We start from the raw sequence: 17,117 nt of genomic DNA on the forward strand, positions 1-17,117 counted from the left end.
CCGTAAGGCCCTTTTTTACATCTCGATCTCAATATCGCCTTTTGCCCGGCAGCAGCAGGGCAAAATTTCCCCTTCACTGATAAAGGCCAGCGGTTCGGTCAGCCAGTCCACCTGGCCTGCGACCAGACGGCAGCGGCAGGAGCCGCAATAGCCTTCACGACACTGGTACTCTACCTCCACCTGATGCGCTTCAAGCGCCACCAGAAGGGAAGGGTGCTCATCCTGGCACAGCACTTCGGTGCCAGAAAGGCTCAGCGTTACGCGCGTCATCAGAGCTGGAAGTCGCTCAGGTCGTCGGTGTTGACTTCAGAATCAATCTGACCGACCAGATAAGAGCTCACTTCCACTTCCTGCGGCGCAACCTGCACGTTATCGGATACCAGCCAGGTATTGATCCACGGAATCGGGTTAGAGCGCGTCTGGAACGGCAGGTCCAGACCAACCGCCTGCATGCGGATGTTGGTGATGTACTCCACGTACTGGCACAGAATATCTTTGTTCAGGCCAATCATGGAGCCGTCGCGGAACAGGTAGTCTGCCCACTCTTTCTCCTGCTGAGCCGCCAGCACGAACAGGTCGTAGCACTCCTGCTTGCACTCTTCGGCGATTTCCGCCATCTCCGGGTCGTCCGTACCGCTGCGCAGCAGGTTCAGCATGTGCTGGGTGCCGGTCAGGTGCAGGGCTTCGTCACGAGCGATCAGACGGATGATTTTGGCGTTGCCTTCCATCAGCTTGCGCTCGGCAAAGGCGAAGGAGCAGGCGAAGCTCACGTAGAAGCGGATCGCTTCCAGGGCGTTAACGCTCATCAGGCAGAGGTACAGCTGCTTTTTCAGCGCGCGCAGGTTCACGGTAACGGTTTTGCCGTTCACGCTGTGGGTGCCTTCGCCCAGCAGATGCCAGTAGCTGGTCATCTCGATCAGCTCGTCGTAGTAGTGCGCAATGCCTTCCGCGCGCTTCTGGATCTGCTCGTTAGTGACGATATCGTCAAACACCACCGCCGGATCGTTCACGATGTTGCGGATGATGTGGGTATAAGAGCGGGAGTGGATCGTCTCAGAGAACGCCCAGGTTTCCACCCAGGTTTCCAGCTCAGGAATCGAGATCAGCGGCAACAGCGCCACGTTCGGGCTACGGCCCTGAATGGAGTCCAGCAGCGTCTGGTACTTCAGATTGCTGATGAAGATATGCTTTTCGTGATCCGGCAGCGACTGGTAATCAATACGGTCGCGGGAAACGTCAACTTCTTCCGGACGCCAGAAGAAGGAGAGTTGCTTTTCAATCAGCTTTTCGAAGATGTCATATTTTTGCTGATCGTAGCGTGCCACGTTGACCGGCTGGCCGAAGAACATTGGCTCTTTGAGCTGGTCGTTTTTCGTCTGTGAAAAGGTGGTATATGCCATGAGTGTGTCCTGTCTTACGAAATAAAGGCGGGGATATCCCCGCCCTTCATTAGATCTTACATGCGCCGCTTTCGCAGCCATCGTCCTGAATTGACGGTACCAGGTCGTCCTGCGCGTCTTCTGCACCGTCACGGGTGTTGTGATAGTACAGCGTTTTCACGCCAAATTTGTAGGCGGTCAGCAGGTCTTTCAACAGCTGCTGCATCGGTACCTTGCCGGACGGGAAGCGCGTCGGGTCGTAGTTAGTATTGGCAGAGATCGACTGGTCGATAAACTTCTGCATGATACCCACCAGCTGCAGGTAACCGTCGTTGTTTGGCATCTCCCACAGCAGCTCGTAGTTGTTGCCCAGCGTTTCGTAATCCGGCACCACCTGACGCAGCACGCCGTCTTTCGACGCTTTAATGCTGACGTGGCCGCGCGGTGGCTCAATACCGTTGGTGGCGTTGGAGATCTGCGAAGAGGTCTCGGACGGCATCAGGGCAGAGAGCGTGGAGTTACGCAGGCCGTGCGTTTTGATGGACTCGCGCAGGCCTTCCCAGTCCAGGTGCAGCGGCTCGCTGACGATCGCATCCAGGTCTTTCTTATAGGTGTCGATCGGCAGAATGCCTTTTGCATAGGTGGTTTCGTTGAACCACGGGCACGCGCCTTGCTCTTTCGCCAGCTCGTTAGAGGCTTTCATCAGGTAGTACTGAATCGCTTCGAACGTCTGGTGCGTCAGGTTGTTAGCGCTGCCGTCGGAGTAACGCTTGCCGTTTTTCGCCAGCCAGTAGGCGAAGTTGATCACGCCGATACCCAGGGTACGACGGCCCATTGCGCCGCGTTTAGCGGCCGGGATTGGGTAATCCTGGTAGTCCAGCAGGGCATCCAGCGCACGTACCGCCAGCACGGCCAGCTCTTCCAGCTCGTCCAGGCTCTTAATCGCACCCAGGTTGAACGCGGACAGCGTACACAGGGCGATTTCGCCGTTTTCGTCGTTCACGTCTTCCAGCGGTTTGGTCGGCAGGGCGATCTCCAGGCACAGGTTAGACTGGCGCACTGGCGCAACCGCCGGATCAAACGGGCTGTGGGTGTTGCAGTGGTCAACGTTCTGGATGTAGATACGGCCGGTAGAGGCGCGCTCCTGCATCATCAGGGAGAACAGGTCTACCGCCTTCAGGCGCTGTTTACGGATGCTGTCGTCTTTTTCATATTTGGTGTACAGACGCTCGAACTCGTCCTGATCGGCGAAGAACGCGTCGTACAGGCCCGGAACGTCGGACGGGCTGAACAGGGTGATGTCTTCCCCTTTCAGCAGACGGGTGTACATTAGCTTGTTGATCTGCACGCCGTAGTCCATGTGACGCACGCGGTTGCCTTCCACGCCGCGGTTGTTTTTCAGTACCAGCAGGCTTTCCACTTCCAGGTGCCACATTGGGTAGAACAGGGTCGCTGCGCCGCCGCGCACGCCGCCCTGAGAGCAGGATTTTACCGCCGTCTGGAAGTGCTTGTAGAACGGGATACAGCCGGTGTGGAACGCTTCACCGCCGCGAATCGGGCTGCCCAGCGCGCGGATGCGACCGGCGTTGATGCCGATACCGGCACGCTGGGAGACGTATTTCACGATGGCGCTGGAGGTGGCATTGATGGAATCCAGGCTGTCACCACACTCGATCAGTACGCAAGAGCTGAACTGACGGGTAGGGGTGCGCACGCCAGACATGATCGGCGTTGGCAGAGAAATTTTGAACGTCGATACCGCATCGTAGAAACGCTTCACATAGTCCAGACGGGTGTCGCGCGGGTAGTTTGAGAACAGGCAGGCAGCCACCAGAATATAGAGGAACTGGGCGCTTTCGTAGATCTCACCGGTCACACGGTTCTGAACCAGGTATTTGCCTTCGAGCTGCTTCACCGCCGCGTAGGAGAAGTTCATGTCGCGCCAGTGATCGATAAACCCGTTCATCTGCTCGAACTCTTCTTCCGTATAGTCTTCCAGCAGATGCGTGTCGTATTTGCCCAGCTCAACCATTTTCACCACGTGATCGTAAAGCTTTGGCGGCTCGAACTGACCGTAGGCTTTCTTACGCAGGTGGAAAATCGCCAGACGCGCAGCGAGGTACTGATAATCCGGTGCGTCGCGGGAGATCAGATCCGCCGCTGCTTTGATAATGGTTTCGTGGATATCAGACGTTTTGATGCCGTCGTAGAACTGAATGTGAGAACGCAGTTCAACCTGGGATATAGATACGTTATTCAGTCCTTCTGCTGCCCAGTCGAGAACTCGATGGATTTTGTCCAGATTGATACGCTCGGTAGTACCGTCGCGCTTTGTCACCAGCAGACTCTGATTCATGTGGGTTTTACCTGTCCGTGAAATAAAAAATATCCCCCGCTTATCCACAGATCCGTCTTGTGACTAACTCTGTGGATAAATACTACATATAGGGGGTTTGCGATAAGAAAAACGCTATATGGTGAGTATTCTAGTATCGAATCTTTTCAGCACAAGGGTTGATTTTGAGGTTAAATTGAGGTTGTGAAAGGGTAAAAAAGCGTAAGTCCTCGTACCGTAAGGCCTGGAAGAGATGTCAATAATTTAGAAAAAAAATTCAAAATTTGATCGAGTGCTGATTTCTTCAACGGGAGGTCAGAATTGCGCAACATGATGTCGCGCAATCATTATAAGAATAACGGATGACGTTAGTCGTTTTTGGCGGTTGTATGCAACATATAGTTAACATCCACGCCCGGGGCAAGTTTGAACTTATCCGTTAGCGGGTTGTAGTGCAGGCCCGTGATGTGCTGCTCCTTAAGCCACGTCTGGTCAACCCAGCCCAGCAGTTCGGCAGGCTTGATAAACTTCTTCACGTCGTGCGTCCCTTTCGGCACCATGCGCAGCACATATTCTGCGCCGACCACGGCCATCAGCCAGGCTTTACCGTTGCGGTTAATTGTCGAGAAGAAGACCTGGCCGCCCGGCTTCACCAGTTTTGCACAGGCGTTTACCACGGACTGCGGATCCGGAACGTGCTCCAGCATCTCCATGCAGGTCACCACATCGTACTGGTGGGCATGTTTTGCCGCGTGCTCTTCCACGGTTTCCTGCACATATTCCACCTGTATACCGGACTCCAGCGCATGAAGACGGGCAACCTGCAGCGGTTCAAAGCCCATATCCAGGCCCGTGACGTTCGCCCCTTCGCGCGCCATGCTCTCCGCCAGGATGCCGCCGCCGCAGCCGACGTCGAGCACTTTCTTACCGAACAGACCGCCGGAACGCTCCGCGATATAGCCCAGACGCAGCGGGTTAATACGATGCAGCGGTTTGAACTCACCTTCGAGATCCCACCAGCGGGACGCCACCGCTTCAAATTTGGCAATCTCTTCGTGGTCAACGTTGTGAGCCACCGGGGATTTTTCGGCATTCATGGGCGCTTTTACTCCTTATTTTGCAAGACAAATGAGTATATCAGGCAATCCCTGTGAATAAAGCGTATAGGTTTACCTGTATCACCGCGGCTGTGTTATAATTTGCGACCTTTGAATCCGGGATACAGTAGAGGGATAGCGGTTAGATGAGCGACCTTGCGAGAGAAATTACACCGGTTAACATCGAGGAAGAGCTGAAAAGCTCCTATCTGGACTATGCGATGTCGGTCATTGTTGGCCGTGCGCTGCCGGACGTCCGCGATGGCCTGAAGCCGGTACACCGTCGCGTACTATACGCCATGAACGTATTGGGCAATGACTGGAATAAAGCCTACAAAAAATCTGCCCGTGTCGTTGGTGACGTAATCGGTAAATACCATCCCCATGGTGATTCCGCGGTGTACGACACCATTGTCCGTATGGCGCAGCCATTCTCGCTGCGTTACATGCTGGTAGATGGTCAGGGTAACTTTGGTTCTATCGACGGCGACTCCGCCGCGGCAATGCGTTATACGGAAATCCGTCTGGCGAAGATTGCCCATGAGCTGATGGCCGACCTGGAAAAAGAGACGGTTGATTTCGTTGATAACTACGACGGCACGGAAAAAATTCCTGACGTTATGCCAACGAAGATCCCAAACCTGCTGGTGAACGGCTCGTCCGGTATCGCCGTGGGTATGGCGACCAACATTCCGCCGCACAATATCACGGAAGTGATCAACGGCTGCCTGGCCTACATTGACGATGAAGACATCAGCATTGAAGGGCTGATGGAACACATCCCGGGCCCGGACTTCCCGACGGCGGCAATCATCAACGGTCGTCGCGGTATTGAAGAAGCGTACCGCACCGGTCGCGGCAAGATTTACATCCGTGCCCGCGCCGAAGTGGAAGCGGACGCTAAAACCGGCCGTGAAACCATTATTGTTCACGAGATCCCGTATCAGGTGAACAAAGCGCGACTGATTGAAAAAATCGCCGAGCTGGTAAAAGAGAAACGCGTTGAAGGCATCAGCGCGCTGCGTGACGAGTCTGATAAAGACGGTATGCGCATCGTGATTGAAATCAAGCGCGACGCGGTGGGTGAAGTTGTGTTGAACAACCTTTACTCCCAGACTCAGCTTCAGGTCTCCTTCGGTATCAACATGGTTGCGCTGCACCATGGCCAGCCGAAGATCATGAACCTGAAAGAGATCCTGAGCGCGTTCGTGCGTCACCGCCGTGAAGTGGTGACTCGCCGTACCATCTTCGAACTGCGCAAAGCGCGCGACCGTGCCCATATCCTTGAAGCACTGGCCGTTGCGCTGGCGAACATCGACCCGATCATCGAGCTGATCCGCCGTGCGCCGACGCCGGCAGAAGCGAAGGCGTCGCTGGTTGCGCGTCCGTGGGATCTGGGCAACGTGGCGGCGATGCTGGAACGTGCGGGCGATGACGCTGCGCGTCCTGAGTGGCTCGAGCCTGAATTCGGCGTGCGTGACGGTCAGTACTACCTGACTGAACAGCAGGCCCAGGCGATTCTGGATCTGCGCCTGCAGAAGCTGACCGGCCTTGAGCATGAAAAACTGCTCGACGAGTACAAAGAGCTGCTGGAGCAAATTGCTGAGCTGCTGCACATCCTGGGTAGCGCCGAGCGCCTGATGGAAGTGATCCGCGAAGAGCTGGAGCTGGTCCGCGATCAGTTCGGCGACGAGCGTCGTACCGAAATCACGGCCAACAGCTCTGATATCAACATTGAAGATCTGATCAACCGCGAAGACGTGGTAGTGACCCTGTCTCACCAGGGCTACGTGAAGTATCAGCCGTTGACCGACTACGAAGCACAGCGTCGTGGCGGTAAAGGTAAATCTGCGGCACGTATTAAAGAAGAAGACTTCATTGACCGTCTGCTGGTGGCTAACACCCACGATACGATCCTCTGCTTCTCCAGCCGTGGTCGTCTGTACTGGATGAAGGTCTATCAGCTGCCGGAAGCGAGCCGCGGTGCGCGCGGTCGTCCAATCGTCAACCTGCTGCCGCTGGAAGCGAACGAACGTATCACCGCCATCCTGCCGGTACGCGAGTACGAAGAGGGCGTGAACGTCTTTATGGCGACCGCCAGCGGTACCGTGAAGAAAACCGCGCTGACCGAGTTCAGCCGTCCGCGTTCTGCCGGTATTATTGCGGTAAACCTGAACGAAGGCGACGAGCTGATCGGTGTGGATCTGACCTCCGGTTCTGATGAAGTGATGCTGTTCTCTGCGGCCGGTAAAGTGGTGCGCTTCAAAGAGAACGCCGTGCGCGCAATGGGTCGTACGGCGACCGGCGTGCGCGGTATTAAGCTGGCGGGTGAAGACTCCGTTGTTTCCCTGATCGTTCCACGTGGCGAAGGCGCAATCCTGACCGTCACCCAGAACGGCTACGGTAAACGTACGGCGGAAAACGAATACCCGACCAAGTCACGCGGCACGCAGGGCGTTATCTCCATCAAGGTTACCGAGCGCAACGGTTCCGTTGTGGGCGCGGTGCAGGTGGACGATGCCGACCAGATCATGATGATCACCGATGCCGGTACGCTGGTGCGTACGCGCGTATCCGAGATCAGCGTGGTGGGCCGTAACACCCAGGGCGTTATCCTCATCCGTACGGCGGAAGATGAAAACGTGGTCGGTCTGCAGCGCGTTGCTGAGCCGGTGGACGACGAAGAGCTCGATTCCATCGACGGCAGCGTCGCGGAAGGTGATGATGAAATCGCACCGGAAGCAGAGAGCGACGACGACGCAGCGGATGACGCTGACGAGTAATCTCTTCTGACGCATAAAGGGCCGGATTCCGGCCCTTTTCTTTTGCAGATGCAGATACGTGAACGTTGCGACAAGCCGCGTTTACCGCTACCTTAACCACATTCTTTTGACCCCGACGGCGGAGCCTCGCCCCTTTGAAATACCTCGTCTCCTTTCGTACCACGCTGAAAGTTTCTCGCTATCTGTTCCGGGCGCTGGCGCTCCTGCTTTGGCTGCTGGTGGCCTTGCTGTCGGTGTTTTACATCGTCAATGCGCTGAACCAGAAAGAAGCGGAGATCCGCCAGGAGTTTAATTTAAGCTCCGATCAGGCCCAGCGCTACATTCAGCGAACGTCTGACGTGATGAAGGAGCTGAAGTATATTGCCGAAAATCGGCTGACGGCAGAAAACGGTATCCTTGCCCTGCGCGGGCGCAATGACAAAACCGAAGTACCGGACTTCCAGCCGCTGTTCCCGGACTCTGATTGCTCCACCATGAGCAGCACCTGGCGCGGGTCGCTGGAATCCCTCGCCTGGTTTATGCGCTACTGGCGCGACAACTTCTCCGCCGCTTACGACCTTAACCGCGTATTCCTGATTGGCAGTGAAAACCTCTGCATGGCTGACTTTGGCCTGCGCGATGTGCCCGTCGAGCGTGATGATGCGCTGAAAAGCCTGCACGAGCGTATTGTGAAATATCGCAATGCGCCGCAGGACGAGCGCGGGAACAACATTTTCTGGATTAGCCAGGGGCCGCGCATGGGCGTGGGCTATTTCTACGCGCTGACGCCGGTCTACCTGGGCAATCGCCTGCAGGCGCTGTTGGGGATTGAGCAGACCATCCGCATGGAAAACTTCTTCACGCCGGGCAGCCTGCCGATGGGCGTGACCATTCTGGATGAAAACGGGCATCAGCTGATCTCACTCGCCGGGCCGGATAAAAGTTTGAACGTCGATCCGCACTGGATGCAGGAACGCTCATGGTTTGGCTACACCTCCGGCTTCCGCGAGCTGGTGCTGAAAAAAAGCCTGCCGCCATCGTCGCTGAGCATTGTTTACTCGCTGCCGGTGGATATGGTCCTTGAGCGGATACGCATTCTTATTATGAATGCGATCCTGCTGAACCTGCTGGTGGGCGGGGCGCTGTTTACGCTGGCGCGCATGTATGAGCGGAGAATCTTTATTCCCGCCGAAAGTGACGCCCAGCGTCTGGAGGAGCACGAGCAGTTCAACCGCAAAATTGTCGCCTCGGCTCCGGTGGGGATCTGCATTCTTCGTACCCAGGACGGGACCAACATCCTGAGTAACGAGCTGGCGCACAACTACCTGAACATGCTGACGCACGAGGACCGGCAAAGGCTGACGCAAATCATCTGCGGCCAGCAGGTGAACTTTGTCGACGTGCTCACCAGCACCCACACTAACCTGCAGATCAGCTTTGTTCATTCCCGCTATCGCAATGAAAACGTAGCGATTTGCGTGCTGGTGGATGTCTCCGCGCGCGTGAAGATGGAAGAGTCGCTGCAGGAGATGGCGCAGGCCGCGGAGCAGGCCAGCCAGTCGAAATCCATGTTCCTGGCTACCGTCAGTCACGAGCTGCGTACGCCGCTGTACGGGATTATCGGTAACCTCGATCTGCTGCAGACGAAGGAATTGCCGAAAGGCGTCGACCGGCTGGTAACGGCGATGAACAACTCCTCCAGCCTGCTGCTGAAGATCATCAGCGATATTCTCGACTTCTCTAAAATTGAGTCTGAGCAGCTGAAAATCGAGCCGCGCGAGTTTTCGCCGCGTGAGGTCATGAACCACATCAGCGCCAACTATCTGCCGCTGGTGGTGCGTAAACAGCTGGGGCTCTACTGCTTCATTGAACCGGACGTGCCGCTGACGCTGCACGGCGACCCGATGCGCCTGCAGCAGGTCATCTCTAACCTGCTCAGCAATGCCATCAAATTCACCGATATCGGCTGCATTGTGCTACACGTCTGCCGGGCGGGAGATTATCTCAGCATCCGCGTGCGCGACACGGGGGTGGGCATACCGGCCAAAGAGGTGGTGCGTCTGTTCGATCCGTTCTTCCAGGTCGGCACCGGCGTGCAGCGTAACTTCCAGGGCACCGGTCTGGGGCTGGCGATTTGCGAGAAGCTCGTCAGCATGATGGACGGTGACATTTCCGTGGATACCGAGCCCGGCATGGGCAGCCAGTTCACCATCCGCATTCCGCTCTATTCCGCGCAGTATCCGGCAAAAGCCACGGTTGACGGGCTGAACGATAAGCGCTGCTGGCTGGCGGTCAATAATGCCTCGCTGAATGACTATCTGACGGCGCTGCTCGCCCATAGCGGCGTGAGGGTCTGCCGCTATGAAGGCCAGACGCCGGACGTGGACGATGTGCTCATCGCCGACGAGATGCCGGAACAGCCGTGGCAGGGGAGAGGAACGGTGCTCTTCTGCCGTCGCCACATTGGCATACCGGTTGAACGTGCGCCGGGGGAATGGGTGCACAGCGTCGCAACGCCGCATGAGCTGTTGAGCCTGCTGGCCCGTATCTATAAAGTCGAGCTGGAAGAGAACGACGGTGCAGTCGCGCTGCCGTCACCGGAAGGTCTGGCGTCAGTGAATGACGATATGATGATTCTGGTGGTGGATGACCATCCGATTAACCGCCGCCTGCTGGCTGACCAGCTCGGATCGCTGGGCTATCAGTGCAAAACCGCCAATGACGGCGTGGATGCGCTGAATGTGCTGAGTAAAAATCATATTGATATCGTGCTGAGCGACGTCAACATGCCTAACATGGACGGCTACCGGCTGACGCAGCGCATCCGACAGCTTGGCCTGACGCTGCCTGTCGTGGGCGTGACGGCGAACGCGCTGGCGGAAGAGAAACAGCGCTGTCTGGAGTCGGGCATGGACAGCTGCCTGTCGAAACCGGTGACGCTGGACGTGCTCAAACAAACGCTGTCTGTTTATGCGGATCGCGTGAGAAAAACCAGAATATAAAAAAGGCCCGTAAGGGCCTTTTTTATTTGCCCGGCGGCGCTGCGCTTGCGCGGGCCTACGGGTTCTGTAGGCCGGGTAAGCGTGAGCGCCATCCGGCATTTACAGTGGGGGATCAATCCTTATCCGATGCGCTCAGCGTAACGGAGGAGAGATAGTTCAGCAGGGCAATATCGTTGTCCACGCCCAGCTTCATCATTGCTGATTTTTTCTGGCTGCTGATGGTTTTAATGCTGCGGTTCAGCTTCTTGGCAATCTCGGTCACCAGGAAACCTTCGGCGAACAGGCGCAGAACTTCGCTCTCTTTCGGCGACAGGCGTTTGTCACCGTAGCCACCCGCGCTGATTTTTTCCAGCAGACGAGAGACGCTCTCAGGCGTGAACTTCTTGCCTTTCTGCAGCGCAGCCAGCGCTTTTGGCAGATCGGTCGGGGCGCCTTGCTTCAGCACAATCCCTTCGATGTCCAGATCCAGCACGGCGCTCAGGATCGCCGGGTTGTTGTTCATGGTCAGAACAATAATCGAGATGTCCGGGAAGTGACGTTTAATATATTTGATGAGCGTGATCCCATCACCGTATTTGTCTCCAGGCATAGAGAGATCGGTAATGAGCACGTGCGCATCAAGCTTTGGGAGGTTATTGATCAGTGCTGTAGAGTCTTCAAATTCACCGACTACATTCACCCACTCGATCTGTTCAAGTGATTTGCGAATACCGAACAGTACAATCGGATGGTCATCGGCAATAATTACGTTCATATTGTTCATGTATAAGGCTACCTTGCTACAGCAAGCTTTTGACGTAGGCGTCAATGTCGCTGATGTATTTTTCAATGCCAGAGGCATCTTTCTCACGAATTAGATGTTCCAGCGTTTCACATAACTGCTTGCCGGGAACCAGATTAAGCATGGCAAACACCCCTTTAAGCCGGTGTGCTGTCTGTGCCAGCGCTGCAAAATCATTCGCAGCGGACTCAGTATACAACCGCTTCACATCATCTGGTACTGTATCAACAAAGAGGGAATAGTATCCGCTGGCGTGAAGCTCGGCATTTTCATTACCGCCTAACGGGGATTCCGTTATCTCTTCCTGCGCCAGCTGCTCTTCTATTAGTTGTAGTACAGCTTCCTGCATCGCATTGCTTATATTAAAGTTGACGCGCAGCTGGCCAGGGCCGATTTTCCGCACGCGTGACTCATCATCGCTTAAAAGCAAGCCCGAGGCAGTAAGATTAGACGGATTATCAGTTAAAAACAGATCAAATTCTTGACTTGCCAGCCTTTCATCCGGCGTGATGCAGGCCGCGCCCCAGTTTTCGAGCTGACGAACCACAATATTGCGGATCTCGTTTGAGGTCACATCCACCATCACCACGACGTCATCCAGCAGGCGTTCTTCATCTTCTTCCTGTGGATTGGCGGCCATTTTCACGTGCAGAGAGTAACGGGTGCCGAGCGATTCACGGGCCTTGATATTCAGATGGCCGCCGAGCTTACGTGCCAGCTGATCGCACAGCCAGAAGGTCAGGGCGTTAGCCTTGCCGTAATGATCGCTTTGCGTGTCATTCAGGAACGGGAAGTGCAGATTATCAATTTCACTCGCCGTCACGCCTTCCCCGGTGTCCAGAATGCGGAACGTCAGGCGATCTTCCGCCGACTCGTCGGTGCTCACTTCAAGGGTGATCTTGCCGATCTGCGTGGTGGTCACGGCGTACTGAATAATCATCAGCAGAATACGACGCAGCGCCTCGCGGTCGCCGTGACGTTCGTCATTGGCGGGTAAATGGTTGTTGATTAGCAGCTGCAGCCCTTTGCGCTTAATGACGGGCAGGACTTCGGGAACCACTTCATCGATCAGATCCTGAATGGAGAAGAGAGAAGGGGTGCCTTTCCAGAAATCATTCTCCAGCATGTTTGCCAGCTGGATCTCATCCACCATGCGGACCAGCGAGTCGGCCTGGCAGGCGAGCTGGTGGCTTTCAGACGTGTTTAACGCTGCCGCCTGGGTCGCCAGCGTTTTTAACGGCTGCTTGAAGGCATCGCCAATATTCTGCATGAATGCCGCGCGCCCCTGCTGGTTCTTCTCATACAGCCTTTGCGCCTGCTTGAGCTTTTTATTCACCAGCACTTCGCGATCCTGATCGCGAATGATGAAGATTTGCGTACGCGGTGCCACCTGGCTGCGGAACTGACGGATCTCGTAAAGTTCATTATTAATCGTGGCCTGAATAACCCCCTGGTGCTGATCCGCCATAGTGGTGATGTTCTGCAGATTAAGGTGCGGCAGCAGATGATCAGCAATTTTATTGCTCATCACCGTGCGATTCGCTTCCTGATCGTGAACTAACACCCCTAGCGGCAGCACGGAGACAATCTCTTCATTGAGCGCGCGCAATACGCGCAGCTCGTTGGTATTGCCCGCGGAGACCGCAGACGCGTCGCTCTGGCGTCCCGGCTGGAAGCGGAAGGTGCTGTAGCCAAACAGGGCCAGCGCCAGCAGACCAATATTCAGCAGCAGCGGCAGCAGAATATTTTGCAGGGTATCAAGCAGCAGCGTGCCGAACGGTACCTGCCACACCAGACGCATGCCGGTTGAGTTCAGCGACGAGGCAATTTCAATTTTCGAGCCGTTAAAGGAGATGGTGACGCTCTCTGCGGCCTCTTTGTCGGACGCCGCACGCATGTTCTGGGTGCTGCTGTCAGGCTCCAGACGGAAGCTGTCGAGCGGCATATCCGGCGGGATCAAATCATTAATGGGTAAATCGAAGGCCACGACCGTCGCCAGATGACCCGGCTGGTTAAAGGTGGTACGCAGGGTAAAATAGTGACCATTCTGCCAGGCCAATCGGCGCAGCGATGAGAAGCTCTCACGTTCATCAAGGGCATTGGCCTGCTGCAGCATTTCTGCCCGGCGGGAGTCGACAATGCTGCCGACCGTCGTCTCTTTAAATCCGGAAGAGAGATCTTTCAACGGCAGCGTCGAGATCAGGATCATGCTGTTGTCCTGACCGTTCAGATAGTACATCGACCACGGCACCGTTTCGGCGCCCCAGAGGGTATCCAGGTAGGTCGAAATACGCTGCGTCATCTCAAGGGTCGCGCTGTCGTGAGAGCCAAAGATAAGCGCTTCAGTCTTACGCTGCGGTTTTTCGAGATAGTAGACATCCTGCTTAAGCCGCGTCTCCTGAAGCCCATCTCCGGATGAGCTGGCAGGCGCTGCCGCAATGTTGTCGTAAATCTGCCAGGTGGCGTAGCGCCAGGTATCAATACGCTTGTGTACGGCGTGGGTAATATCCACCACCTGATAGCTCTTATCCTTCAGCCAGGCGTTAACCGCGCTCTGCACCATCACGCCCATTGTGACTAACAGCACCACGATCAAAAGAAGAAAGAAACGGGTGATGCTCCCGGGCAGAAGGGAGAATTTGCTTTGGGCGGTAGTTTCAGTCTGACTCATTGATATCTTTAACCCGTGATGGTCGTGCTCTGTGGCGATAGGGCAGTATAAAGGGTAATAATTGAATTTCCAGCGCCACTGTCCTTGAACAAGCGACTTTTTCGATGGCCCGTGCGAGAGAGAAAGGACGTCTTAAATGTGTACAAGAACATAATGTATGTACAAATAAAAAATGCATTTCGTCAGAAAATAGCACGAATTAACAAGAAATTAAGTTTTGAGCGAATTTTCCCATTATGCACAGGGGCGAGCGTGAATTTAGTTAATAGTCGTTACAATTACGCGGCGGTAGCACAAAAAAGGAAAAGTTACGTAAAGAAGGGTAAAAAAAAACCGAATGCGATGCATCCGGTTGAATTAGGGATAAACAGACATTCAAAGCTGAATGACGGTAATAAATAAAGTTAATGATGATAGCGAGAGCTATTTTAGAGACTGGAGTCGATCTTGTTTTGTCATTCAGTGCGGTAACGTTTTTTATTTTAACTCTTTGATATGTATTGGGTCATTTTTCGTTTTGATTATAAGTGCTAAATTTCTAAGCTTTTTGTGCTTTGTAAAAGTTCCTTTTCATTTACATTTTGAAACATGTTGATGGATAAATGAAACATCTTCAAAGTTTTCGTATCATATTCGCATTGGATTATTCTGTAATTTTGCGGAGAATGAATTTGCCGACTGGTTAATGAGGGTTAACCAGTAAGCAGTGGCAATTATAAGGCATATAACAGAGGGTTAATAAAATGAAAGTTAAAGTACTGTCCCTCCTGGTACCAGCACTGCTGGTAGCAGGCGCAGCAAATGCGGCCGAAATTTATAATAAAGATGGCAACAAATTAGATCTGTACGGCAAAGTTGATGGTCTGCACTATTTCTCTAACGACAAGAGTGCTGACGGCGACCAGACCTACATGCGTCTTGGCTTCAAAGGCGAAACTCAGGTTAACGATCAACTGACCGGTTACGGCCAGTGGGAATACCAGATCCAGGGCAACACGACTGAAAGCGATAACCAGTCCTGGACACGTGTGGCGTTTGCTGGTCTGAAATTCGCTGAAGCGGGCTCTTTCGATTACGGTCGTAACTACGGCGTGATCTACGACGTAACTTCCTGGACTGACGTTCTGCCAGAATTTGGCGGCGATACCTACGGCTCAGACAACTTCCTGCAGTCTCGTGCTAACGGCGTGGCGACCTATCGTAACCAGGACTTCTTTGGTCTGGTGGATGGCCTGAACTTTGCGCTGCAGTATCAGGGTAAAAACGGTAGCGTAAGCGGCGAAAACGACACTGGTCGTAGCACCCTGAAACAGAACGGCGACGGCTACGGCGCGTCCCTGACCTATAACCTGGGTGAAGGCTTCAGCATCGGTGGTGCAATGTCTTCTTCCAAACGTACCGCTGACCAGAACAACACCGCTAACCCGGCGCTGAAAGGCGAAGGCGATCGCGCTGAAGTGTATTCTGGTGGTCTGAAATACGACGCCAACAATATCTACCTGGCGGCACAATACTCACAGACCTACAACGCAACGCGTTTCGGCAACTCTCAGAGCAGCAGCGACATTTACGGTTTTGCTAACAAAGCGCAGAACTTCGAAGTGGTTGCTCAGTACCAGTTCGACTTCGGCCTGCGTCCATCCGTGGCTTACCTGCAGTCCAAAGGTAAAGACATCGAAGGATACGGCGATCAGGATCTGCTGAAATATGTTGATGTGGGTGCGACTTACTACTTCAACAAAAACATGTCCACCTACGTGGATTACAAAATCAACCTGGTTGATGAAAATGAGTTCACCCGTCAGGCCGGTATCGGCACTGATGATATCGTCGCGCTGGGTCTGGTTTACCAGTTCTAATCGCGTCATCGTGTGACTAAGGGGCCTGAAGGCCCCTTTTTTGTGTTTTTTTTTGGCCTCACAATGCAACCGTTTTGGTGTACTCTTGCCGCCCTGGCATGAGGATAATAATGAATGGACATGACTTTTTTACGCGCCAGCTTTCTGGCTATGCTTTTTTTCCTGACCGCGTGTGACGATTCCGCGCCCGTGGCGAAAACCGATGCACCCGCCGCGACGGTGCTCGAAGGCAAAACGATGGGCACCTTCTGGCGCGTCAGCGTGATGGGCCTGGATAAAACGCGCGCTGATGAACTTCGCGGTAAAATCCAGTCTCAGCTGGACGCCGACGACCAGCTGCTCTCAACCTATAAAAATGACTCGGCGCTGATGCGCTTTAATCTTTCCACCAGTACCTCCCTGTGGCCGGTGAGCGAAGCGATGGCCGATATCGTCACCGAATCAATGCGCGTGGGATATAAAACCAACGGCGCGATGGATGTCACCGTCGGGCCTCTGGTCAATCTCTGGGGATTTGGCCCGAACAAACAGCCGGATACCACACCCGATCAGGCGGCCATTGATGATGCCCGCGCCCGGACAGGGCTAAAGCATCTGACGGTGATCAACCAGTACGGCCAGCAGTATCTGCAGAAAGATATCCCCGATCTGTTTGTCGATCTGTCGACGGTAGGTGAAGGTTACGCGGCGGATCACCTTGCCGCGCTGATGACGCAGGAAGGGATATCGCGCTACCTGGTCTCCGTGGGCGGCGCGTTAGTCAGCCGGGGCATGAACGCCAGCGGTAAACCGTGGCGCGTGGCGATTCAAAAACCGACCGATCGGCAAAACGCCGTACAGGCCATTGTGGATATTAACGGGCACGGCATCAGCACTTCCGGGAGCTACCGTAATTATTACGAACTCGACGGGAAGCGTATTTCGCACGTGATCGATCCGCTGACCGGACGTCCCATCACGCATAACCTGGTCTCGGTGACCGTGATTGCGCCGACTGCGCTGGAAGCCGACGCCTGGGATACCGGATTAATGGTTCTCGGCCCGGAAAAAGCAAAAGAGGTGGTTCGTCAGGAAGGGCTGGCGGTTTATATGATCGCTAAAGAGGACGACGGGTTCAAAACCTGGAGCTCGCCGCAGTTCAACAGCTTCCTGGTGAGCGACAAAAATTAAAAAGCAAGGTTGCGGGTTTTTTATCACTGGCACTCGGGCACGCTAAAGGTATGCTTGTAAG

Annotated in this window: 10 protein-coding genes; 4 read left to right on the forward strand and 6 right to left on the reverse strand. The window is 54.6% G+C overall.

The genetic code is table 11. The features are described 5' to 3' along the window. Positions 1-15 precede the first annotated feature (15 nt). The 4 genes from yfaE to ubiG form a co-directional block, all read right to left on the reverse strand. Entirely contained in the window at positions 16-270 is a 255-nt protein-coding gene (yfaE, locus tag IM314_RS16100; protein ID WP_047367977.1) for a class I ribonucleotide reductase maintenance protein YfaE, read from the reverse strand. Further along, positions 270-1,400 carry a class Ia ribonucleoside-diphosphate reductase subunit beta gene (gene nrdB, locus IM314_RS16105; protein ID WP_041908962.1) on the reverse strand — a complete coding sequence of 377 codons (1,131 nt, stop codon included), beginning with the start codon at positions 1,398-1,400 and terminating at the stop codon, positions 270-272. The genes yfaE and nrdB overlap by 1 nt, the downstream gene beginning before the upstream one ends. A 49-nt stretch (positions 1,401-1,449) precedes the next feature. Continuing rightward, positions 1,450-3,735, reverse strand: coding sequence for a class 1a ribonucleoside-diphosphate reductase subunit alpha (nrdA, locus tag IM314_RS16110; RefSeq protein WP_028013905.1), 2,286 nt, complete (start codon positions 3,733-3,735; stop codon positions 1,450-1,452). A 347-nt stretch (positions 3,736-4,082) separates the two neighbouring features. Beyond that, entirely contained in the window at positions 4,083-4,811 is a 729-nt protein-coding gene (gene ubiG, locus IM314_RS16115; protein WP_047363045.1) for a bifunctional 2-polyprenyl-6-hydroxyphenol methylase/3-demethylubiquinol 3-O-methyltransferase UbiG, read from the reverse strand. Between the two features lie 146 nt (positions 4,812-4,957). Between ubiG and gyrA the strand changes: the two genes are divergently transcribed. Both gyrA and rcsC read left to right on the forward strand, forming a co-directional pair. Further along, positions 4,958-7,594, forward strand: coding sequence for a DNA topoisomerase (ATP-hydrolyzing) subunit A (gene gyrA, locus IM314_RS16120; protein ID WP_060571957.1), 2,637 nt, complete (start codon positions 4,958-4,960; stop codon positions 7,592-7,594). A gap of 134 nt (positions 7,595-7,728) precedes the next feature. Further along, positions 7,729-10,575 carry a two-component system sensor histidine kinase RcsC gene (rcsC, locus tag IM314_RS16125; protein WP_047367976.1) on the forward strand — a complete coding sequence of 949 codons (2,847 nt, stop codon included), beginning with the start codon at positions 7,729-7,731 and terminating at the stop codon, positions 10,573-10,575. A 112-nt stretch (positions 10,576-10,687) separates the two neighbouring features. Here the strand turns inward: rcsC and rcsB are convergent, their stop codons facing one another. Next, positions 10,688-11,338, reverse strand: coding sequence for a response regulator transcription factor RcsB (gene rcsB / locus IM314_RS16130; protein WP_006176468.1), 651 nt, complete (start codon positions 11,336-11,338; stop codon positions 10,688-10,690). A 16-nt stretch (positions 11,339-11,354) separates the two neighbouring features. Next, complete coding sequence (gene rcsD, locus IM314_RS16135; protein WP_047363050.1) at positions 11,355-14,027, reverse strand: phosphotransferase RcsD; 2,673 nt, start codon at positions 14,025-14,027, stop codon at positions 11,355-11,357. A gap of 743 nt (positions 14,028-14,770) precedes the next feature. On the opposite strand from rcsD, the gene IM314_RS16140 reads away from it, so the two are divergent. Both IM314_RS16140 and apbE read left to right on the forward strand, forming a co-directional pair. Next, positions 14,771-15,886: a porin OmpC gene (locus tag IM314_RS16140; RefSeq protein ID WP_193358821.1), complete on the forward strand. Its 1,116-nt coding sequence runs from the start codon at positions 14,771-14,773 to the stop codon at positions 15,884-15,886. A gap of 114 nt (positions 15,887-16,000) precedes the next feature. Further along, on the forward strand, positions 16,001-17,056 hold the full coding sequence (gene apbE, locus IM314_RS16145; RefSeq protein WP_193358820.1) for an FAD:protein FMN transferase ApbE: 1,056 nt from the start codon (positions 16,001-16,003) through the stop codon (positions 17,054-17,056). Positions 17,057-17,117 lie beyond the last annotated feature (61 nt).

It is taken from the genome of Enterobacter cloacae complex sp. P42RS (assembly GCF_014930595.1).
Taxonomy (GTDB): domain Bacteria; phylum Pseudomonadota; class Gammaproteobacteria; order Enterobacterales; family Enterobacteriaceae; genus Enterobacter; species Enterobacter bugandensis.